Origin of the sequence: Corynebacterium sp. c25Ua_89 (assembly GCF_047459735.1) — a bacterium.
GTDB classification, from domain to species: domain Bacteria; phylum Actinomycetota; class Actinomycetes; order Mycobacteriales; family Mycobacteriaceae; genus Corynebacterium; species Corynebacterium simulans.
Genome location: NZ_JASBOD010000001.1, coordinates 32,699 through 53,711 on the forward strand (window position 1 = coordinate 32,699; position 21,013 = coordinate 53,711).

Here is a 21,013-nt window from a genome sequence, read left to right on the forward strand (position 1 = left end):
GGCTACCGGGTACCTCATCTTTAACGAGCTGGTTTTGTCATCTAGTTAGACTGGTCGCATGCCAGAAGGTGATTCCGTCCTGCAGTTGTCCAATAAGCTGCAGTTTATGACCGGCCGTGAGGTCACCGGGGCGTCGCTTAGGGTGCCTCGGTATGCCACCGTGCATTTGGAGGGCAGCACAGTTTCTCGTGTGTGGCCTTATGGAAAGCATCTTTTCATGCAGTTCGCGCGGCCCGATGCAGAAAGCTTGGTGCTGCACACCCATCTGAAGATGGAAGGCCAGTGGGCCATTCACTACAAGGGCGATAGATGGCGCAAGCCGGGCCATAGCGCACGGGTGGTGCTGCAGCTCGCTAGTAGCCCGCGCGATATTGAGCTGGTGGGTCACTGGCTGGGCATGGTCGAGGCCTATCCTGCCTCCTTGTACAACGAGCGGATTTCGCATTTGGGCCCAGATATCTTGAGCGAGCAGTGGGAGTCTGAGGGCGCGGACGAAGCCGCGCGGCGAATCTTAAGCCAGCCCACCCGTACCATTGGGGCGGCGCTGCTGGATCAGAAAAACGTGGCCGGAATCGGCAACGAATACAGGGCGGAGGCCTGCTTCATCGCGGGCGTGCACCCGGCCCTTCGCGTGGCCCAAGTGGATGTGCCGCGGATTCTGGAGATATCGCGGCGCATCATGTGGGCCAACCGCAACTCCCCAGTGCGCGTGACCACGGGTGTGCGGCGCGCCGGGGAGACCACCTACGTCTTCGGCAGAAATAACGCCAAGTGCAGGCGGTGTGGCACGCCAATTGCCAAGTCGACGCTCGGCGGCGTTGACGCCGGCGGGGAAGAAGGCGAGCTGGAGCGCATCATCTGGTGGTGCCCGCATTGCCAGCCCTATTCCCGGGCCGGGGCTTAATTGGCTTCGCTCCAACCGTTAAGCGCTAGGCGCTTAACGGTTGGAGCGGTACCAACCAATGAGCTCATCGGTGGAAGCATCGCCAGAGTTTGCTTCCTCCTTGCCGGAGACTGCCGGCGCCAAGTCATTAGCCTGCTGCTTGCCCAGCTCCACGCCCCACTGGTCGAAAGAGTTGATATCCCAGATAACGCCCTGAGTGAACACGATGTGCTCGTAGAGTGCGATGAGCGCGCCCAACACAGCCGGGGTCAGCTGCTCCGCCATGATGGTAGTGGTCGGACGGTTGCCCGGCATGACCTTGTGAGGAACCAGCTCAGGGGCAACGCCTTCCGCCGTGATTTCCTCGGCAGTCTTGCCGAATGCCAGAACCTTGGTCTGAGCAAAGAAGTTACCCATCAGCAGATCGTGCATGGAGCCGGTGCCGTCGGCAGTAGGGAAGTCCTGCTGCGGGCGAGCAAAACCGATGAAGTCCGCCGGGATAAGGCGAGTGCCCTGGTGGATGAGCTGGAAGAAAGCGTGTTGGCCGTTGGTGCCCGGCTCGCCCCAGTAGATTTCCCCAGTGCCGGTGGAAACCGCGGTGCCGTCGTGGCGAACGGACTTGCCGTTGGACTCCATGGTCAGCTGCTGTAGATAAGCAGGGAAGCGGCCTAGATCCTCAGAATAAGGCAGGACCGCATGGGTCTGTGCGCCGTGGAAGTCGGAGTACCACACGCCGAGCATGCCCATCAGGACCGGTAGGTTCTGCGCAAGCTCCGCGGTGCGGAAGTGCTCGTCCATCGCATGGAAACCGGCAAGCATGTCCATGAAGTTTTCCGCGCCGATGGTGCACATCAGGGACAGGCCGATGGCGGAATCCATGGAGTAGCGGCCGCCCACCCAGTTCCAGAAGCCGAACATGTTCGCAGTGTCGATGCCGAACTCGGAGACCTTCTCGGCGTTGGTCGATACAGCAACGAAGTGCTTGGCCACTGCCGCCTCATCACCCAACTTATTGATGAGCCACGCGCGCGCCGCGTGCGCATTGGTCAGGGTCTCCTGGGTGGTAAAGGTCTTAGAAGCAATGATGAACAGAGTCTCCTCAGCTTCTACCTGGTCCAGCGCCGCAGCCATGTCAGCCGGGTCAACGTTGGAGACAAAAAGTGCCTTGATGCCGGCGTCTTCGTAGCTGCGCAGCGCCTTCGAAGCCATGGCTGGGCCCAAGTCGGAGCCGCCGATACCGATGTTGACCACGGTACGGATCTTCTTACCCGTATGCCCCAGCCAGCTGCCATCGCGCAGGGAATCAGAAAAGGCACGCATACGGCCCAAAACTTCGTGAACGTCAGCTACTGCGTCTTGTCCATCCACGCTAAGCTGCGCATCTGCCGGCTGACGCAGGGCGGTGTGCAATACGGCGCGGTCCTCAGTGTTGTTGATGTGTTCGCCGTCGAACATGGCATCGCGGCGGGCTTCTACGTCTGCAGCCCGTGCAAGTTCTACCAATGCCGTGAGGACATCGTCATCGACCAGGTTCTTGGAAAGATCGACATGCAGCCCCGCAGCGTCGAAAGCTAAGCGAGCTGCACGCTGCGGGTCAGCGGCGAAGAGCTCACGTAGATTGAGGTCTTTCTTCTCCGCAAAGAGCTGCTCAAGTGCGTCCCACTGGGGCTGGGTGGTGATGTCCATTACAAGGGCCTTTCTGGCTTTAGTCAGACACTAAAAATTACGGATACCACCGTAGTCCACGCGGGAGCATTTTGCCGTTAGCTACAGGACCATTGCTGCAATCCAGCCGGCGATGAGAAGCGGGATATTAAAGTGCAGGAAGGTCGGGATGACCGAATCGCGGATGTGATCGTGCTGGCCGTCTGCGCCTAGGCCCGCTGTGGGGCCGAGGGTGGAATCGGAGGCGGGGGAGCCGGCGTCGCCAAGCGCGCCTGCGGTGCCGACGATGGCCACCGTCGCGGCGGGGCTAAAGCCCAGTGACATGCACAGCGGAACATAGATGACGGAGATGATGGGAAGCGTGGAGAAGGAAGAACCGATGCCCATCGTCACGACAAGTCCCACGATGAGCATGACCGCGGCGGCCATCATCTTGTTGCTGCCGAAGATATCGCTGGTTGCATTCACCAGCTCCTCGACCTGACCTGTGGCTGTCATGACAGAGGCAAAGCCCTGGGCAGTAATCATGATGAAACCGATGAGCGCCATCATGCGCATGCCATCGGAGAAAACATCGTCTGCTTTGCGCCAATCGATGGCGCCGGTGACCAACATGATGCCAAGTCCTGTCAGGGCGCCGACCATAAGACCATCGGATTCGAAATCCATCGCCTGCATCGCAATCTGCACGCCGAAGGTGGCGATGATGGCGACAACGCAGACCCAAATCTTGTAACGCGACGGGGCTTCTTCGGTTGGCTCTTCATTGCTGAGCGGGGTATCGGCGTAATCGCGGGGTTTGCGGTAGCTGAAGAACATGGCAATCAGCAGGCCAGAGAGCATACCAAGGGCAGGAATTCCCATGACATGCATGATGGAAATGCTTTCGGTATTAAGGCCTGCTTGGCCGATGTTGAATAACAAAATGTCATTCAAAAAGATGGAGCCGAAACCTACCGGTAGGAACATGTAGGTGGTGACCAGGCCGAAAGTAAGGCAGCAGGTAATCAGACGTCGGTCGATGCGCAGGGCATTCATGACCTTGAGCAGTGGCGGCACGATAAGCGGGATGAACGCGATGTGCACGGGGATGACGTTCTGGCTCATCACAGCCATAGCGATGAGGCCGGCGACCAAGATCCACTTGGTGGCTTGTGCTGCGCTTGGCGACGCCCCGTCCCCGCCGATCCGCCGAATCAAGGCGTTGGCGAGCAGCTGCGGCACGCCCGCCGCGGCGACCGCCATGGCAAAGGCACCCAGCAATGCATAGCTCAAGGCAATTTTGGCACCGCCACCGAGGCCCTCCTGGAAAGCGACCATGGTGGCGTCGAGTCCCATGCCGGAAAGCAGGCCGCCCGTCAGCGCGCCAAGGAATAGTGCGACAACAACATGCACACGCAAAAGCGCGAGGACGAGCATGACGATGACCGCGACAAGAACTGCATTCATGGCGAAGAGATTACTGTATTTTATCCAGAAAAATGAAATTTATTGAAAGGTTTAGCCGAGTTTTCCGCGGCCCATGCGCAGCAGTGCAGAGGCGATGGCTGGGCCTTCCTCACCGAGCTCGTCGCGAAATTGGTTGAGAATGGCAATCTCGCGGGTGTGCACCAGCTTGGTGCCGCCGGCGTTCATGCGCGTGCGCCCGATGGTCTGGGAGATTTCCGTGCGGCGCTTCGCAGCGTCGAGGATAACGCGATCCAAGCGGTTGATTTCCTTGCGATAGTTCTGAATCTCCGCATCGCTCAAGGGATCATCGGTGCCGGAGGGCATGCGGATCTCCATGCCGTTGTCCACAACGTTGGTATCGAGGCTATTGGCGTGTGCGGAGTTTTCAGTCGGGTTGTTCGCAGAGGACATAGCCCAAGATTCTGCCACTTAGAAACCAAAAAGGAAACTGCAGCAGATAAATTCGAATTCCCCTGCATAAGGCGTGTTATGAGGGGATGTCCGGTGGTGCTAGTAGGTTGGTAGGCACTATGAGTAATGCGTCTGAATTCTCCCCAGCTCCACGCCCAGATGGAAAAAATTCTGCCAACAGCCAGCCGGATCTTTTTGGCGGCTTCGGCGGTTTCGGTGGGCCCGCTCGGCCTGCCGCGCCGCAGCCACAGTCGGGTGGCTTTGGGGCTCCTACTTCGAGGGGGCCTGCTGCTGGTGCTGCATCGAACCCAGCTGGCGCGCCTGGCGCTGTGGACCCCGATCCGCTTACTGAGGGCCTGAACCCGCAGCAGCTTGAGGCGGTAACGCACGCTGGTTCGCCGCTGCTGATTGTGGCGGGTGCGGGCTCTGGTAAGACTGCTGTGCTTACCCGCCGCATTGCTTATCTCATGCGCAATCGTGGGGTGGCTCCGTGGGAGGTTTTGGCTATTACCTTTACCAACAAGGCCGCCACGGAGATGAAAGAGCGCGTGGGCCAGCTGGTGGGGCCAGTGGCCGAGCGCATGTGGGTTTCTACCTTCCACTCCATCTGCGTGCGTATCCTGCGCCAAAACGCGCAGCTGGTGCCAGGACTGAACACCAGCTTCACTATTTATGACGGTGATGATGCACGCCGCCTTTTGACCATGATCGCCAAAGACATGCAGTTGGATCTAAAGAAGTACACCGCCCGCGTGCTGGCCAATCAGATTTCGAATCACAAAAATGAGCTGGTCTCGCCGGCTGACGCTTTGGCAGAAGCAGAAAAGACCAAGAATCCTTTCGAGATTACGGTTGCACGCGTCTTCGATGAATATCAGCGCCGCCTGCGTGCAGCTAACTCCGTGGACTTCGATGACCTCATCGGTGAGGTAGTGCGTATTTTCCATCAGCACCCACAGGTGGTGGATTTCTATCGTCGCCGCTTCAAGCACGTTCTTATTGATGAGTATCAGGACACCAACCATGCGCAGTATGCGCTGGTTTCTGCATTGGTGGGTAGGGGAGAGCTAGGCCCCGATGCACCAGAATTGTGCGTGGTGGGTGACTCAGATCAGTCCATTTATGCCTTCCGTGGCGCTACGATCCGCAACATTCAGGAATTCGAGCGTGACTATCCGCAGGCGCACACCATTTTGTTGGAGCAGAACTATCGCTCCACTCAGACCATTCTGAACGCGGCGAACGCTCTCATCGCGAAGAACGAGGGCCGCCGTGAGAAGAACCTGTGGACTGCGCACGGCGAAGGCGCGAAGATCGTCGGCTATGTCGCCGATAACGAGCATGATGAGGCCCGTTTTATTGCTTCTGAGATCGACTCTCTGGCAGATAAGGGCCGCGCCTATTCCGATATGGCGATCATGTACCGCACGAACAATGCCTCGCGTGCGTTGGAAGATATCTTTGTTCGCTCCGGAATCCCGTACAAGGTTGTGGGCGGCACTCGCTTCTATGAACGCCGCGAAATCCGTGACATGGTGGCTTATCTGCGCATCATTGATAATCCGGATGACACAGTGAGCCTGCGCCGCATTATCAACGTTCCAAAGCGCGCCATCGGTGATAAAGCACAATCCCAGATCGCGCTGCATGCAGAGAACCTGGGAGTGAGCTTTGGAAAGGCCCTGTACGATGCCGCCGCGGGCAACATTGCGGGCATGGGCACACGAGCCGTTAATGCAGTGTCGAAGTTCAACGAGATGATGGAAGGCATCCGCGCTCAGATTCCGAGCATGATTAACGAGGTTACTCATCAGCCGGATCTTGGTGATCTGCTCAGTGCCGTGCTCGATGCAACTGGATACCGTGCGGAGTTGGAGAACTCGAATGATCCGCAGGATGGCGCGCGGCTGGATAACCTCAACGAGTTGGTTTCCGTTGCCCGAGAATTTAGCTCCGAGGCGGCTAATCAGATGGCGTTTACCGGAGCCGACGCTGTAGAAGATTTAAGCCCGGAGCTCGCCGAGGGGGAGGCCCTACCCGGCTCGCTCCAGGCTTTCCTAGAGAAGGTGTCTTTGGTAGCTGACGCAGACCAAATCCCTGACAACGAAACTGGCGTGGTCACGCTGATGACCTTGCACACTGCCAAGGGCTTGGAATTCCCAGTCGTCTTCCTCACAGGCTGGGAAGATGGCCAATTCCCGCACATGCGCTCTTTAGGGGATCCAAAAGAGCTCAGTGAGGAACGCCGCTTGGCTTATGTGGGCATCACACGCGCTCGCGAGCAGCTCTATCTTACCCGCGCAATTCTTCGCTCGTCCTGGGGTAACCCGATGACGAATCCGGCCAGTCGCTTCCTCGCCGAGGTCCCCGAAGACCTCATCGACTGGCGCCGTGAAGAACCAGACAGCTCGCTGTCTAGCGCATGGGGCGGAGATGATTCCTACCAATATGGCCGCTCCTATGGCTCCGATTGGTCCGGCTGGGGCAGGACCTCCCCGCGCGCTACGTCTTCCCCTTCGCAACGCACGCGTAAGCCTGCTCCTGCCAGCTCGATGCCTAAGAACAACCAGCTGAATTTAGTTGTGGGAGACCGCGTCAACCACGCCAAGTACGGCCTGGGAACGGTCATCGATGCCTCCGGCTCCGGTCCACGCGCCACGGTGACGGTGGACTTCGGAAGCGCCGGCAAAGTGCGCTTGATGCTCATCGGCGGTGTGCCGATGGAAAAGCTTTAAGCGCTTTTAGGCGATTCGCTTAGATGTTGATGCCACGCTGAGCGAACCAATCGACCGGGTCCACGGCTGCGCCGCCGCCCGGGTGCACCTCGAAGTGGAGGTGCGGGCCGGTGGACTGACCCTCGTTGCCGATGACGGAGATCTGCTGACCTGCGCTCACGCGGTCTCCGACGTTGACAAGCAGTTGGTCGCCCGGCATATGGCCATAGACGGAGATGGTTCCATCATCGTGCTGGATGCGGATCCAGTGGCCAAAGCCTTGAGCCGGACCAGAGGAGATAACTTCACCGTCCATGATGGAGTAAATCGGCGTGCCAATCGGATTAGCAATGTCGATTCCGCTGTGGAAGGCGCCCCAGCGCGGGCCGAAGCCGGAAGTAAGAGTGCCGGAAGTAGGGAACACCACGGTGTTGCCCGCGGAGTCCTGGCTCTTCGTTGGCTTCAGTCCGGAGTGATTGCCGGAAGGCGCGAAAGCCTCGGCAAGCCCTGGAACACTCGAAGGGTCGAGAACGATGTTCAGCGCCCCGCCCTCATTCGATACCTCTGGGGTAGCAGCGCCCGCGAGTACGCCGGCCGTGGACTTGGTCAGCCCGACGAAGGCGTCGATAAGCGTTGCGTTATCTGCATTAGTAGATACTTCTGGCTGTGACGAGCCATCAGAGACGTCTACGCTAGCTGCCGGCTGCGCGGCAGAGGCGGTAGCGCCCATGGTGGTGGCAAGTGCAGTGCTCAAGGATAGGGCCGTGAGCGCCACAATCTTGCGTGCGCGGGAATTGCGCTTCATAACTTCAAGTCCTTTTCATGACGGAGCATGTTCGGGGTGGCTCGGTTAAGCCTGTAGTGCCAAACGGACGCGTTTCGACACGCCGAAAAAGTTCAATCCGGAATATCGAGGCCGTTTATGGCAACGAGATAAAGTTATCGAGCTTTTCGTACTGTTGCAATTGTGAAAATTGCAGGTAAAGACAGGAAATGTTCGAAAATTATTCGAACATGCCAGCATGTTACACATGTTACTAATGTGAAAATAGTTACGACTGTGAAGTATGGGTTTAGGTTGTGGGGGTGGATATTGGGGGTGACGTTATGGGGCTGCCAGGATTCATTCAGTAAAAGCCCCTCCTGAGCTGCGACAAGGCCTGTGCCTAGACTCGGTACAGGCCTTGCATTCGGGACGATTTGCTGATGTGGCTCTTGGGCTAATCGTTTTGTTCAGCCTCGACTGCACTTAAGCGCTGGTGTACTAGCCAGGAAGCGCCCGCACCAAGCAAAGGCACTATGAACACGCCCGCAAGTTGCCACCAGTCCATGCTGTAGAGATCTCCCTGATAGAACAGCTCGTTTGCTTCGGGCCTGCCTGGACGCGGCACACGAATCATGATGATTCCAATAATCTCGCCGACGATGAAACCGAGCACCATTCCAAGGATGCCAACCAACCACGTGCGCCAAGCGGCGACCTTCGGCATGAGGGAAGGTTCTGCACCCAAAGACTCAAAGAGCTTTCCGCTGCGGCGTAGCGCTGCCGCGGAGTTGGCGATGATGAGCACTAACAAGATGAAGCCGATGCTCCATAGGGCAATGGCAGGGGCGTATTCCTTTGCCTTGCTCGTGGTCTTTGTGAAGGAAATCTCGTATTCGCCGCCGGTAGCGTTTTCTACGGCTTCTTCAATTTCCTTCTGTTGGCTGCGCTCCAAAGTCTTATCGAAGACAATCGCCGTGCCGATTCGGGAGGAGGAGATCTTTAGCTTCTTTGCCGCCGCAGGGCTAACCAACCTGAGATCGCGGCCCAACGCGGGAAGCGCCTCGACCGCAGGCAGCGTAGCGCTAACCTCTTCGCGCGGTTCGGTTTGGCCCTGTGGGGTCCGAACAGCGGTGAACTCGGCATGGTCGCGCCCATCGAGGTGACTGTTATGAGTCAAGACGACTCCGCCCTTACGGAGTGTATCTGCCGCCGCTTGGCGGTCAGCATCGCTGTCGAAGTTCCAGAGGTCGAGCGTTTCGGGCGTTGCTTCTAGCGTGCGGCCATAGCGAGTGAAGGCGCTAGACGGGAACCACGTCATCATGTCATGCAGACAATTCTGCCGTGCTTCTCCAGACTCATCGGTCCTGCGGCCATCTTTGTCAATGAAGGTAGCCTGCTCGACAGAGTCGTTGTAGGAAGTCTGCTCGCAGGTGTAGTCATATTCCATCTCGAGAGCAATATTTGGAATGGAAGAACCAGGAATAGAGGTGGAATTCCAATCGGTATATCCAAAAGTCTCAAGGGGCTTGCCAGGCTGCAGTGCAAGCGCACTATCGATGGCTCGCTGTTCCACTTTGTTGGCCGGTGCGCCCAAGTTCTTTTGATAATCCGTGTTTCTGACTATTGCTGAGGTGGAGGGATTTACTACCGTGTCCACCTTGTCCCACCATGCTTCGTCACTGCGAACGCCTACGGAACCCGCGGCCGCAGCTAAGGTTACGGCGATGAGCGCGATAGCGGTTGGGACCGTATGGAATCCACGTCGCATGAGATCGCGGCTGGCAATCCGCAAAGCGAGGCCGTGGTGACTGCATACGCGTGCGGTGGCATATACCAGCGCGGGAACGCTTGCGGCTGTGGCGAGGAAAGCCAGCAGGATGAGCAGTGAATAGATTGACTTACCGAATGGGGTAAGCAGCGCGATGAGGATAACGGGCAATGCGACAGGGCCGTATGCCATTTCCTTGCGCCAGTTGAGGCTTCGATCCGGCATGCCGCCGTGGAGGGAGGGTGCAAGCGCCTGGCGGGCGGCGAGCCAAGCGGGCACCAGAGCGGCGGCCGTGGAAGCAACAATTGCGATAGCCCAGAGCGCAAGTGGATAAAGCAGTGGAACATCGAGCTTTACTCCAGGAAAACGCAGTGCCCCGATGGCATAGCTGCCTGCGAGTCCGAGCACTGCGCCGCTCGTGGCGCCGAGCAGGCCTGTGAAGAAGCCATAGGCTAATACGGCTGTAGCGATGTGCTTTGGTTGTGCGCCCTGTGCTGCCATGAGTGCGTACATGCGTGTATTCCGGCGCAAAGCGAAGCTAAACACTGGCGCGATAAGTGCAAGGAGCAGCGTAACCGCAAAAGCAAAAGAACTGGCGATGGCGATGAAGCTTAAGAAGGCTTCAAAATTTAGGTGGACGCCGCTATCGATTATCGTTGCTTCAGATAAAGATTTGTCGTAAATGCTAAAGCCTGCCGACTGCACCCGTGCGATGTCATTTTGGTTGAGCACGGTATCGCCCACGATGGCCCACGTAGCTTGCTCCGGGTGCTGGGCCAAGAACTCCGTGTTCGTAAGGACTGGTGCCGTGGCATAGCTCCTACCGCCGGGGATGATGCCCGCGACCTTTGCCTCCGATAAGCCGCCAGGGGTAGGGGAACTTATGCTGACAACATCACCTTTGTGTACTCCTAATGAACGCGCATCTGCATAGGACAAGATGAGCGTTCCCTCGTCGGGGTGCGCGGAATCGATGAGGGGTTGTGCTTTAGTGGGCGGTAGAGCACTGTCGAATTGGGTGATCTGGATATTGGAGTGTTTTGAATCGTGCTGAACTCCCACGGTGACGGGCCCAAAAATCGGGGAGGGGCGCAGGTCACCAGGCAAGATTTCTTCTGCGTGGGAAGCAAAACCCGCTGCAGGTTCCAGGTGCACCGCTTTTGTATCTTCTGAAGCCGCCACGCCAATCGTGCGCGGATTGCTTGAAAATACGTTGTGGAACCTATCGCCATTGACGCCCAGTATGCCCAGGCACACCAAAACGGCGACGGGAAGTGCAACCAATGCCACCCCGGCTAGGCTGCGCCAGCGATGGGCCAACATGTCGCGATAGGTGGGGCGGGCGGCGGCTAAAAGAGCAGACATTGACTAATGCTCCTTTCCGCTGAGGACGCCATCGCGCATCATTACAACGGAGTCGGCCCATGCGGCGAAACGTGGCTCATGGGTAACGAGAAGCCCGGCGGCGCCAGCGTCGATGCGAGAGCGCAGCACCTTCATGACTTCTTCGCTGGTGGCGGTATCGAGCGCGCCGGTCGGCTCATCCGCGAGCAATACCTGGCGCGGGCCAATGAGTGCACGGGCGATTGCGGCCCTTTGCGCCTGACCGCCTGAGATTTCCTCAGGGAAGCGGTCAGCGACATTTTCCAGGCCTACTTCCGCAAGCGCAATTTCAGCGGCCTCGCGGCACTTCTTAGGGCTAACGCCATCTAATTCAAGGGGTAGGGTGACGTTCTCACCGATGCTGAGGGTGGGCACCAAGCTGAAGTCCTGGAAGACGAAACCTAGGTTCCGGCGGCGCAACTGAGCGGCAGCAGATTTGGACAGCCCCGCAGCATCCTCGCCGTTGACAAGCACGCGTCCAGAGGTCGGTGGCAGCAGGAGCCCAGCGACGTTGAGCAACGTGGACTTGCCGGAACCAGAAGGGCCCATGATGGCGATGAGCTTGCCGGGATGAAGCTGCAGGTTTGCCTCCTTAAGTGCGATAACTTGGCGCGCGCCAGAGCCGAACTCGCGGGAGACATTATGAAGCTCAAGTGGTAATGGGTGGGTGGTTTCTTCGCTGTTATGCATGGTCTATTCCTTTGGTTGATTGGAAGTAGAAGCGGAGGTGTGGGGATTTAGAGCCTCAGCCCGGTCGAGCCACCGCAGCAGTGCTTCAAGGTCAAAGATTTCGCGTTCGAGGGCCAGCCGCGTGGCGCTGCGGGTTTCAGGTAATTCGGCGGCCTGCTGGTTTAGAAGCCGAAGCTGCTTCAGGGTGGCAAAGCGCTGGGCATCCAGAATTTCAATGGCATCGACGTCGCTGCGTTGGGCAGCGAGCGCTACCTTGAGGACGAGTTCATCTCTTTCGAGCGCATGCTTGGCGACGCCCCGCGTCCACCAGTCCGCAAGCTCCGCACGGCCTTGTGTAGTGATGCGATAGGTCGTGGCATGCCTGCCCGTGGGGCCTACGGCTGTGCCGTGCTCCTCGATGAAGTTGTCTCTTTCGAGTCGTTTTAGCGTTTGTGCAACTTGGCCGATGTTGAGTGGCCATAGTCCATCCAGCGCTTCCGCGAAGTGGCTTTGCAGCATGCTGGCGGTAGCTGGCTCAGCGCTAAGGAGCGACAAGAGAGAATGTTTAATGGACATATTTCCTGCCAGGGGGATGGATATAGATTTTGGAAAGTTGCCGGTCAAGCCGATAGTAATCATTGATTACCGGGTAACCTATAGCGTAGCTTACTGGGTAAGTAATGCGGCGGCAAGGGTGGGTGGCCAAAACCACGAAAGCGGCAACAGGAAGCGAAGTCCTGTTACCGCTTAAACCAGGTGAGAAGGAGGGTGGGAAGAAGGAATTTTAAAGGCTAGTGCTTTAGGAGATGTTGATTCCGCGGGCTGCGAACCAAGAGATTGGGTCAACTGCGCCTTGGCCTGCTGGGTGAATCTCGAAGTGCAGGTGGGAACCGGTGGAAAAGCCCATTGAACCCATGCCGGCAATCTTCTGGCCGGCGTGCACGCGCTCGCCAACTGCAACGTCCAAGGTCTGCATGTGGCCGTAGACGGTCATGGAGCCGTCATCGTGCTTGATGCGGATCCACTGGCCGAAACCGGAAGCTGGGCCGGAATCGATGACGGTGCCGTCCATAGCGGCGAGGATTGGGGTACCGACAGCGTTAGCGATGTCGATGCCAGAGTGGAAGGAACCCCATCGTGGTCCGAATCCGGAGGTGAAAGTGCCCTCGGCTGGGCGGACGACGGATGGTGCGCGGGATGCTTCATCGGCAGCAGCACGTGCCTCAGATGCCTGAATTGCCTTATCCAGCTGAGCGGAAAGATCTGCTACCGGCTTTGCCTCGGCAACGTTCAGGATCTGTGGGGTAGCGGCGGCAGCTTCCTCAGCGGCAGCCTGGGCGCCATTCTGAACGTCCTGCAGGGCGTCAGACTCGGTAGCAAGGTTGTAGTCGACGGTCTGCGCCTTCATGCCGGCATTGTCTGCCTGAAGGTTGGCAGCTGCTGCGCCACCGACACCTGCGGTGGAGACAGCTCCTGCAGCGACGGTCACCAGTGCTAGACGACCTTTCGCAGTCTGCGAGGTGGCGATCTGGCGGTGACGGCCGGCGTTCCGCTGAGTCTTGCTTCGCATGATTTCTTCTTCCATTGTCTTCACAATCCGCCAACCGCACCTGCACTAGAAACCAAAAAAGTAAGCGTTACGTCTTTGGGCGGTTGGTTACTGGATTGTGACCTTCCTGTTACCAACGAGATGTAACAGTAGCGTCTCGAAATAATAACAGCAAGCCGTTATGGAAATTTTTCGACCTTTTCGGTGAAATTAGCTGGACAGGGCCTGAAAGGGTTTGTGTCACACTTTAGGTAGAGCTAGCGATAAGCGTAATTGGCCAGTATAGGCGGTGCATGTTTGCTCAGAGTGCACGGTCATCACGGTAGCGTTAATAGTCGCTTTCTGTTTCATACAGTAAATATAGCGCTGTTGTGCGCCTGAGCTAGTACCTTAAGGTTAGTGCGAAGTGCCGCCAATTCAGCTTGTTATCGTCGCGCCAACCCAAAATGGACGATGGGCCATGGCAAAGTGGACGCGATGAACAAAAACACCAGCCCTCAAACGCGGTCGGCTTCCCGTTCGCGCGCGCAAGTGCGCGGGCGAGGTGGCGCCGGCTCATCCAAACCAGCTGCACGCGTGGCCAACAAGGTCGGCTCCCAGGCGCGCGCCCGTCGAGCTACCGCGCCTACCACTTTGGCCGGGCGCATCCGCCGAATGCTGTGGACGGTGGCAATCCCTAACGCCGTTGTGGTGTTGGTGGTGCTTGCAGTGGCATTGGCGGCGCTGCTTTTAACAAGCTCGCCTTTGGCATGGCTGCCCACGATCGTTGCCGAAGCGTGGATGGTATTTAACCTCGCGCCGATTTCGGCAGGCGGAATTGAGCTTTCCGTTTTGCCGTTGCTGCCGGCAGGTGTCTTAGCCTTTATTGTCGGGCGCCGGATCCGTCAGGCGATCAAGCATAAGGTCAGTATCAAAGATCTTTTGGTCCTCTTAGGCTGTGTTGTCGGTGTACCGCTGCTTCTCTCGATCATCGCGTGGCTGATGTTGTGGGACGCCGGCAAGGTATTTGATGTCTCGCCGCCTAATTTCTTCGTGGTCTTGCCGCGCATGCTTCTGCTACATCTGTCGGCGCTGGCCGGTGGCATGGGTTCGCGCTTGTGGAAGGCATTGGTCAAACGTTTCGGTATGCCGCGCATGCTTGTCGACGCCGCGCAAGTAGCGCTGCGTTACCTCGGTGTGCTTTTTGCAGCCTCGGCAGTAGTGTGCCTCATCGTTGCCATTGTGGGCTGGTCCCGTCAGAGCGAGATGATGAATGCGTACCCGAGCATCGATGGCTTGGGTGGATTCCTGCTCTACCTGATTAGCGCTCTGTATATCCCAAACGCAGTTATCGGTACAGGCGGCATTCTGTCTGGTTCTGAATTCCAGTTCGGCCCGGAAAGCAGCATCAGCCTGTTTAGCATCCACATGGTTTCCTTGCCGCCGCTGCCAATCGTGGGCGTAGTTCCTTCTTCCATTGCGCCTTGGGCGGTAGGCCTTCTCGTTGTTCCGATCGCCTCGGCCATCTATGTGGTCTGGCGCGCACGCCGCCACGTGAACTTTTTCTTTGCGGTCGCTGCGAGTGCCTTTGTTGCTTTCTTTACCCTGCTTTTGAGCTACTTCGTTTCCGGCGTGCTTGGCATCTATGGCACAACGGGCCTAAACGTGTGGACCGCAACGGGTCTCGTGGCGTTATGGTTTGCGGCAATCGCATTGGGCTTTGCCTGTGCCTTCGCAATCGGTGCCTGGCATGCATCCCGCAACGCCTCGGCAGCAGCCGCCGCAGAATCCGACAAGGCTGAGGAAGCTGCGGCGGACGCTGCATTTGCAGACGCCGAAGCAGAAGAAGCTGAAGTGGAAGACGCTGAAGCTGAAGAAACTGCGCCAAACACTTCCGAAGGTGCCGTGGCGGAATCGATTAAACCGGATGCTGCAAGTGAAAATGCCACGGGTGAGGAATCGGCCGAAGAGGAGTCTGTGCCGGAAGAATCAATGGGTGCCCCTGAAGAGGAGTCGGTCGCAGACGCTCCAGAAGATGATGAGGCTGATGAAACAGCTGTAGAAAAGGCAAACGAATCGGCCGAAGAAGCAGCCGAAGAAGCAGCGGAAGAAACGGCAAAGCCCGCCGATTCTGGGGTAGAAGCGGAAGTCATCGACGGCGAAATTGTCGAAGAATTCCCGCAGGAGCCTCACAAGGACTAGGCTTATGTCCCGTGACTTCACAGCATCAGCCACAAGGCGAAACCGTCCGCACCTCCCGTCCGATTGAAATCGTCGTTCTGGTCTCCGGAACCGGCTCACTCCTGCAAGCCATCATCGATGCGCAGGATGAGAACTATCGTGTGGTCAAGGTCGTCGCTGACGTTCCTTGTCAGGGGGTAGAGCGCGCGAAAGCCGCTGGTATTGAAGCAGAAGTAGTAAAGATGGGTGCAGACCGCGCCGAATGGAATAAACGTCTGGTTGCCGCAGTAGAAGCTGCGCAACCAGACGTTGTTGTTTCGGCTGGTTTCATGAAGATTCTGGGCGCAGATTTCCTCGCCCGCTTCGAAGGCCGCACCATCAATACTCACCCGGCTTTGCTTCCGTCCTTCAAGGGCGCACACGGTGTACGTGACGCGCTCGAGTACGGAGTGAAGGTCACAGGTTCAACCGTCCACTTTGTTGATGCCGGTGTAGATACCGGTCGCATCATTGCCCAGGAGCCAGTCTTGGTTCGGCAGGATGATGATGAGGCGTCGCTGCACGAGCGCATCAAGGTGGTCGAGCGCCAACTCATCGTTAAAGTCTTGCGCGCGGTTCAGGTAGCGCAGGATGCCAACGCAACCATTTCGATTCAGCTCTAAGACTTTTAGGAAGGCTTTCTCCGCACCATGAGCGATGACCGTAAGCAGATCAAGCGCGCGCTGATTAGCGTCTATGACAAGACTGGGCTCGAGGATCTCGCCCGCTCCCTCGACGCTGCCGGCGTTGAGATTGTGTCCACCGGTTCCACCGCCGCCAAGATTGCAGACCTTGGCATCAACGTCACCCCAGTGGAAAAGCTCACTGGCTTCCCGGAGTGCCTCGAAGGCCGCGTGAAGACCCTGCACCCGAAGGTTCACGCTGGCATCTTGGCGGATACCCGCAAGTCGGATCACATCTCTCAGCTAGAAGAGCTCGGTGTGGAGGCATTCCAGCTGGTCGTAGTGAACCTGTACCCATTCCGTGAGACCGTTGCTTCCGGCGCGGACTTCGATGGCTGCGTTGAGCAGATCGACATCGGAGGCCCATCCATGGTTCGTGCGGCAGCGAAGAATCACCCATCCGTTGCCATCGTCGTCGATCCGGCGCGTTACGGCGACGTCGCAGAGGCTGCAAAGAAGGGCGGCTTCACCTTGGAGGAGCGCCGTGGCCTGGCACGCGATGCATTCCTGCACACCGCTGATTACGATGCCGCTGTTTCCCAGTGGTTCGTCGATCAGCTCGGCGGCGAAGGCGCTACCACCGCCTTGCGCTACGGCGAGAACTCCCACCAGTCCGCGACCGTTACCCGCGATGGCTCCGGCAAGGGCCTGGCTAACGCGCAGCAGCTGAACGGCAAGGAGATGTCCTACAACAACTACCAGGACGCTGACGCCGCGTGGCGCGCCGCATGGGATCACGAGCGTCCGTGCGTTGCCATCATCAAGCACGCCAACCCGTGCGGTATCGCCGTGTCTGATGAGTCCATCGCTGCGGCACACCGCGCCGCGCATGCGTGCGATCCGCTCTCCGCATTCGGCGGCGTCATCGCCGTCAACCGCGAGGTCTCCGTCGAGATGGCCGAGCAGGTCAAGGACATCTTCACCGAGGTCATCGTTGCTCCTTCTTACGAAGAAGGCGCGGTTGAGATCCTTAAGACCAAGAAGAACCTCCGCATCCTCGTTGCCGAGCACGAGGCTCCGGCAGAGGAAATTAAGCACATCTCCGGTGGCGTTCTGCGCCAGGAGCCGGATACTTACCAGGCCGAGGGTGATAAGCCGGAGAACTGGCAGCTGGTGTCGGGCGAGGCGCTGTCCGACGCCGACCTAGCTGAGCTCGAGTTCGCATGGCGCGCAGTGCGCTCAGTTAAGTCCAACGCCATCCTGCTGACCAAGGACAACGCCGCTGTGGGCGTGGGCATGGGCCAGGTCAACCGCGTTGACTCCGCGAAGCTGGCGGTCGAGCGCGCTAACACGCTTGCCGACGGCGCGAACCGCACCGCGGGTGCTTTCGCTGCTTCGGATGCCTTCTTCCCGTTTGCTGATGGCCTGGAGGTTCTCCTCGACGCTGGCGTCAAGGCCGTCGTCCAGCCGGGCGGCTCCATTCGTGACGAAGAGGTCATCGAGGCCGCCAAGCAGGCCGGCGTGACCATGTACTTCACCGGCACCCGCCACTTCTTCCACTAATTCGCTTAAGGGGGCCTGGCAACTTATGGTTGCTGGGCCCCTTTAGACGTTTTCGGATGGAACGTCGCTCATGGTCGTTGGCGCAGTTGAGGCTGGCGTCGAGGTTGGCGTTGACACCGTGTCTGCTGGGGCGTCTGGAATGTCTTTTGGCAGCAGGAAATATGCCGCGGCGCCTAAGACAATGGCGAGGAAGAGGAAGGCGGCAATCAGACCGATGATTGCGCCGCTAATCAATCCTTTGCCGTTGTGCGCTGGCATTTGCGCGCCGAAGTTATTAGGTTGCGTAGCCGATGCCGGGTGCGCGGGGTTCGTACCGGGGGCAAAAGATCCGGAACCAAATTGCGGCGATGATTGTGGCGCAGAAAACTGCGGGGAGCCAAACTGGGGCGATGAATTAGGCCGCGAGTTATTAGGCTGCGAGCCAAAACCTGGATAGTTCGTCATAGGGATTTCTAAAACGGCCTTTCCTCAACAAAGACAGTGGCGAATCACATAAGCAGGGATAGCAATAGTGACAATGTAACCGAAGTTTTGGCTACTTCGCCCACTACCAAGGAAATTTCCCCAGATCCGCCTACTTCGGGTGAGTTCTGCACAAAAATTAGCTGGTCGAAGGGCATGCGTGTGCCATAATCAGAAATCTAAGTAATAACCATATCCCTGCATATAGGAGACCGTTTTGTCTGGCGAAAACAACGGCTTTGGCCCCTACCAAGGCGCAAACGAAGCACCCAATACCAACCCTTGGGCAAAACAGTCAGGCGGACAGGACGCGGCGGATCAACCACAACAGCAATTCCCGCAAGGCTACTCACAGCAGGGGTACCCGCCGCAGGACTATGGGCAATACGAGCAGTCCAACATGGGTTCACCATTTGCTGGTGACTCCGCGCCGTACCATGCGCAAGGCGGATACGGTCAGCAGTATGGTCCTGCGGATTACAGCCAGGCGGCGCCGGTGTACCAAGAAGAGCGCTCGAGCGGTACGAAGTGGGCAATCATTGCTCTTATTGTGCTTGCCGTCATCGCGCTCTGCGCTGCTTTGGCTTTTTTCCTTCTTAAGGGCGGCAGCGATGAGAAGAACACCAGCCCGATGCTGACAACCTCTGCAGAAGCAACCACCGAGGCGCCAACAACCGAAGAATCGACCAAGGCTCCGGAACGCCCAGCGTATCCCTCGCTTCCGGCTGGTGCGGTGGCCGCAAACGACGCAGCTATGTCTGGTGCTGCGGGCGGAGACCTGAACAACGTCTACCGTGATTCCACGATGACCTCTCCTGAGTTCGCCCGCGCCGTCCGCGACGCATACGTAGAGCATTTCCTAGACACCAAGGAATATAACGCGGTCATAACCGCATATAGCCCGGTTACTGGCATCAACTACACGATGGATTGCCGTGACAACGGCGAATATGTCACCTGCACCGGCGGCAACAACGCCATTGTTTACATCGTTTAATCGGCTCCGGCAGCGAGAGAGGACCCAACTAGATGAAGAAAAAGAACCTGTGCGGCCTGGGCCTACTATGCGTGGCTTTGGCCGCAAGTGCTTGCACGATCGGTGATGTGGAGGAAAGGGCGGAAGTTAGCATGACCACCAGCACGGATGTGGACCCGCGCCCCACTTTGAGCGGGCAGACGATGGTGCCCGATGCGGATGCTAAAGGCGATGAAGGAAAGTCTGACAAGGATCCGGCTCCTGCTGCAGCGAGGGGGAACGTCCAGGAAGCACTGCAGAAGATCGTCGAAGACGTGGAGAGCAAGTACGGCGGGAAAGCCGGAATCGCCGTTGCAGGTCAGGATGAGGTATATCGTGCCGGTATTTCTGAGCCGCGAGCCGCATGGTCTACCGCGAAGGTGCCGGTGGCAATTGCCGCGGAACGCGCTGGTTCTGCAGATCCGGCGATGGTCTCGCAGGCCATTACTTTTTCAGATAATGCGGCCGCAGAAAATCTCTGGCAATCCTTAGGCGACGGGCAGTCTGCAGCTAGCGCCGCCAGCGCAGTTCTAGCGGAAGCAGGCTTAGACGTGCAAGTGCAGCCCACGGTTACCCGTCCGGGCTTTTCCGCCTTCGGGCAGACCCAATGGACAGTCGCTGATCAAGCGCGCTTTATAGGGCAGCTGGGTTGTATCGCACAGGGTAGCGGAGTGCTCACTGCTATGGCTGCCTCTGATCCTGCCCAAAGCTATGGCTTAGGCAGCCTCGATAATTCATCTTTTAAGGGCGGTTGGGGCCCAGATACAAACGGCGCCTATGAAGCACGGCAGATGGGCACGGTAGAGCTCAACGGTAAGAAGGTTGCGGTGGCTATTTACGCGACGTCGCCAAGCGGTGCCTATGGCTCGGCACAACAAATGCTCAGCGCCTTGGCCACCGAACTCGCAGGTGCGAAGGTCCAGTGGCCCAAGGCTGCTTGCTAGTTGGCGCTCCAGACGGTGTTGAACTGGCCGGTGTCTCGCTCGCTGTAGTCAGAAGAGGTGCTGTCTGGGATGATTGTGAACTCGCCGCCATTAATCAGCAGCTGGCTGACATCGTTGAAGGTAGCGGTGTACGAAGTGCCGCTACCTGAGGCAGTGCCAACGGCCGGGCCGCTGGACCAATTGCCGCGGTAGACCAAGCCGGAGCTTTCGTCACAGATGACGATGTGCGCCTGTGGCGCGGACTTCTTGGCCGCGTACACGGCTTCGCCGCCGTTGCACTGCGCGCCGGAGATTCCGTCCCAGCCATTGGCGCTAAGCCCTGCTGGATAATCCGTGCGCTGCGTAGTGGTGTGGGTTTGCTGGCGCGGCTGCTGCCTTTGCTGATAGCGCGGCGAATTATTCTGCGCCGGGGAAGAAGAATCCTGGGTAGGCGTTGGATCAGACTCGGTTTCTTCCGTGGTCGTGGCGGGTTCTTCCGTAACCTCCGTCGACGGCGGTGCCGGAGCGACAGGTGGCTGCTGAGCCTCGTCGCTCTTCTTGTCCGCCCAGACCACGCCGCCGCCAATCAGCATGGCCAGGATGACTGCCAAGATGCACAGGATCGGAACCCAGTTTCGCGAGGGCTGCGCGGCGGGCGCTGTAAATCCCATCGGCTGCGTCGACTGGTAGCGGCCATTTGGGTCGGTATAGGGATTCTGCTCGCCAAATGGGGATTGCGACTGCGTGCTCGAGTACATATTCGTGGGCAGCGAAGGGTAGTGATTTGGGCCTTGGTTAGGGTTGGTCATTGCATCCTTCGGCAAAGAAATCGGCGATAGGAAATAAAAACAGGAAGCAACCTAAAAGTTGCCGAGTAGTTACAAATAGTAGCTGCCTTCTACGAGCGGTTATGCTACCCCATAAGCGGGGTAGATAGGGCGATTCTGAAGATCTGCATTTACATCGGGTGT

General features: G+C 58.1%; 17 protein-coding genes. 7 read left to right on the forward strand and 10 right to left on the reverse strand.

Annotated features, from left to right (window positions below; all coding sequences use genetic code 11):
* The first annotated feature begins 58 nt into the window (after positions 1-58).
* Positions 59-904 carry a DNA-formamidopyrimidine glycosylase family protein gene (locus QKB66_RS00160; RefSeq protein ID WP_061921212.1) on the forward strand — a complete coding sequence of 282 codons (846 nt, stop codon included), beginning with the start codon at positions 59-61 and terminating at the stop codon, positions 902-904.
* A 33-nt stretch (positions 905-937) separates the two neighbouring features.
* Here the strand turns inward: QKB66_RS00160 and pgi are convergent, their stop codons facing one another.
* The 3 genes from pgi to QKB66_RS00175 all read right to left on the reverse strand — a co-directional run bounded on the left by pgi (position 938) and on the right by QKB66_RS00175 (position 4,408).
* Entirely contained in the window at positions 938-2,569 is a 1,632-nt protein-coding gene (gene pgi / locus QKB66_RS00165; RefSeq protein ID WP_284841887.1) for a glucose-6-phosphate isomerase, read from the reverse strand.
* 81 nt (positions 2,570-2,650) lie between these two features.
* The gene (locus QKB66_RS00170) at positions 2,651-3,997 is read right to left on the reverse strand and encodes a Na+/H+ antiporter family protein (protein WP_248091151.1); all 1,347 of its coding nucleotides are present in this window, start codon (positions 3,995-3,997) and stop codon (positions 2,651-2,653) included.
* 51 nt (positions 3,998-4,048) lie between these two features.
* Complete coding sequence (locus tag QKB66_RS00175; protein ID WP_061921220.1) at positions 4,049-4,408, reverse strand: chorismate mutase; 360 nt, start codon at positions 4,406-4,408, stop codon at positions 4,049-4,051.
* Positions 4,409-4,527: 119 nt separating this feature from the next.
* Here QKB66_RS00175 and pcrA point away from each other — a divergent pair, with 119 nt between their 5' ends.
* The gene (gene pcrA, locus QKB66_RS00180) at positions 4,528-7,143 is read left to right on the forward strand and encodes a DNA helicase PcrA (protein WP_414252431.1); all 2,616 of its coding nucleotides are present in this window, start codon (positions 4,528-4,530) and stop codon (positions 7,141-7,143) included.
* A gap of 19 nt (positions 7,144-7,162) precedes the next feature.
* Here the strand turns inward: pcrA and QKB66_RS00185 are convergent, their stop codons facing one another.
* The 5 genes from QKB66_RS00185 to QKB66_RS00205 all read right to left on the reverse strand — a co-directional run bounded on the left by QKB66_RS00185 (position 7,163) and on the right by QKB66_RS00205 (position 13,278).
* Entirely contained in the window at positions 7,163-7,927 is a 765-nt protein-coding gene (locus QKB66_RS00185) for a M23 family metallopeptidase (RefSeq protein WP_414252432.1), read from the reverse strand.
* A 415-nt stretch (positions 7,928-8,342) separates the two neighbouring features.
* Positions 8,343-11,021 carry an ABC transporter permease gene (locus tag QKB66_RS00190; RefSeq protein ID WP_414252433.1) on the reverse strand — a complete coding sequence of 893 codons (2,679 nt, stop codon included), beginning with the start codon at positions 11,019-11,021 and terminating at the stop codon, positions 8,343-8,345.
* Between the two features lie 3 nt (positions 11,022-11,024).
* Positions 11,025-11,729, reverse strand: a complete 705-nt coding sequence (locus QKB66_RS00195) for an ABC transporter ATP-binding protein (RefSeq protein ID WP_061921232.1) — start codon at positions 11,727-11,729, stop codon at positions 11,025-11,027.
* Positions 11,730-11,732: 3 nt separating this feature from the next.
* On the reverse strand, positions 11,733-12,263 hold the full coding sequence (locus tag QKB66_RS00200; RefSeq protein WP_345791622.1) for a PadR family transcriptional regulator: 531 nt from the start codon (positions 12,261-12,263) through the stop codon (positions 11,733-11,735).
* 244 nt (positions 12,264-12,507) lie between these two features.
* A complete protein-coding gene (locus QKB66_RS00205) occupies positions 12,508-13,278 on the reverse strand; it encodes a M23 family metallopeptidase (RefSeq protein WP_414252434.1) in 771 nt (256 codons plus the stop codon).
* A gap of 456 nt (positions 13,279-13,734) precedes the next feature.
* On the opposite strand from QKB66_RS00205, the gene QKB66_RS00210 reads away from it, so the two are divergent.
* The 3 genes from QKB66_RS00210 to purH are packed head-to-tail and all read left to right on the forward strand — an operon-like array spanning position 13,735 to position 17,642.
* Positions 13,735-15,438 carry a DUF6350 family protein gene (locus QKB66_RS00210; RefSeq protein WP_248091139.1) on the forward strand — a complete coding sequence of 568 codons (1,704 nt, stop codon included), beginning with the start codon at positions 13,735-13,737 and terminating at the stop codon, positions 15,436-15,438.
* Positions 15,439-15,449: 11 nt separating this feature from the next.
* Entirely contained in the window at positions 15,450-16,079 is a 630-nt protein-coding gene (purN, locus tag QKB66_RS00215; RefSeq protein ID WP_096336340.1) for a phosphoribosylglycinamide formyltransferase, read from the forward strand.
* Between the two features lie 27 nt (positions 16,080-16,106).
* A complete protein-coding gene (gene purH / locus QKB66_RS00220; protein WP_248091137.1) occupies positions 16,107-17,642 on the forward strand; it encodes a bifunctional phosphoribosylaminoimidazolecarboxamide formyltransferase/IMP cyclohydrolase in 1,536 nt (511 codons plus the stop codon).
* Between the two features lie 42 nt (positions 17,643-17,684).
* Here the strand turns inward: purH and QKB66_RS00225 are convergent, their stop codons facing one another.
* Positions 17,685-18,086, reverse strand: a complete 402-nt coding sequence (locus QKB66_RS00225; protein WP_248091136.1) for a hypothetical protein — start codon at positions 18,084-18,086, stop codon at positions 17,685-17,687.
* A gap of 235 nt (positions 18,087-18,321) precedes the next feature.
* On the opposite strand from QKB66_RS00225, the gene QKB66_RS00230 reads away from it, so the two are divergent.
* Together QKB66_RS00230 and QKB66_RS00235 are read left to right on the forward strand one after the other, a co-directional pair.
* Positions 18,322-19,101, forward strand: a complete 780-nt coding sequence (locus QKB66_RS00230; protein WP_248091133.1) for a hypothetical protein — start codon at positions 18,322-18,324, stop codon at positions 19,099-19,101.
* Between the two features lie 131 nt (positions 19,102-19,232).
* Complete coding sequence (locus QKB66_RS00235) at positions 19,233-20,063, forward strand: hypothetical protein (protein WP_414252435.1); 831 nt, start codon at positions 19,233-19,235, stop codon at positions 20,061-20,063.
* Here the strand turns inward: QKB66_RS00235 and QKB66_RS00240 are convergent.
* Positions 20,060-20,851 carry a hypothetical protein gene (locus QKB66_RS00240; protein WP_414252436.1) on the reverse strand — a complete coding sequence of 264 codons (792 nt, stop codon included), beginning with the start codon at positions 20,849-20,851 and terminating at the stop codon, positions 20,060-20,062. The genes QKB66_RS00235 and QKB66_RS00240 overlap by 4 nt on opposite strands.
* Between the last annotated feature and the right edge of the window lie 162 nt (positions 20,852-21,013).

Excerpts from the sequence above, each read along its gene's own strand:
- QKB66_RS00160 (WP_061921212.1), top strand. The coding sequence starts at position 59 with ATGCCAGAAGGTGATTCCGTCCTGCAGTTGTCCAATAAGCTGCAGTTT.
- pgi (WP_284841887.1), bottom strand. The coding sequence starts at position 2,569 with ATGGACATCACCACCCAGCCCCAGTGGGACGCACTTGAGCAGCTCTTT.
- QKB66_RS00170 (WP_248091151.1), bottom strand. The coding sequence starts at position 3,997 with ATGAATGCAGTTCTTGTCGCGGTCATCGTCATGCTCGTCCTCGCGCTT.
- QKB66_RS00175 (WP_061921220.1), bottom strand. The coding sequence starts at position 4,408 with ATGTCCTCTGCGAACAACCCGACTGAAAACTCCGCACACGCCAATAGC.
- pcrA (WP_414252431.1), top strand. The coding sequence starts at position 4,528 with ATGAGTAATGCGTCTGAATTCTCCCCAGCTCCACGCCCAGATGGAAAA.
- QKB66_RS00185 (WP_414252432.1), bottom strand. The coding sequence starts at position 7,927 with ATGAAGCGCAATTCCCGCGCACGCAAGATTGTGGCGCTCACGGCCCTA.
- QKB66_RS00190 (WP_414252433.1), bottom strand. The coding sequence starts at position 11,021 with ATGTCTGCTCTTTTAGCCGCCGCCCGCCCCACCTATCGCGACATGTTG.
- QKB66_RS00195 (WP_061921232.1), bottom strand. The coding sequence starts at position 11,729 with ATGCATAACAGCGAAGAAACCACCCACCCATTACCACTTGAGCTTCAT.
- QKB66_RS00205 (WP_414252434.1), bottom strand. The coding sequence starts at position 13,278 with ATGCGAAGCAAGACTCAGCGGAACGCCGGCCGTCACCGCCAGATCGCC.
- QKB66_RS00210 (WP_248091139.1), top strand. The coding sequence starts at position 13,735 with ATGAACAAAAACACCAGCCCTCAAACGCGGTCGGCTTCCCGTTCGCGC.
- purH (WP_248091137.1), top strand. The coding sequence starts at position 16,107 with ATGAGCGATGACCGTAAGCAGATCAAGCGCGCGCTGATTAGCGTCTAT.
- QKB66_RS00225 (WP_248091136.1), bottom strand. The coding sequence starts at position 18,086 with ATGACGAACTATCCAGGTTTTGGCTCGCAGCCTAATAACTCGCGGCCT.
- QKB66_RS00235 (WP_414252435.1), top strand. The coding sequence starts at position 19,233 with ATGACCACCAGCACGGATGTGGACCCGCGCCCCACTTTGAGCGGGCAG.
- QKB66_RS00240 (WP_414252436.1), bottom strand. The coding sequence starts at position 20,851 with ATGACCAACCCTAACCAAGGCCCAAATCACTACCCTTCGCTGCCCACG.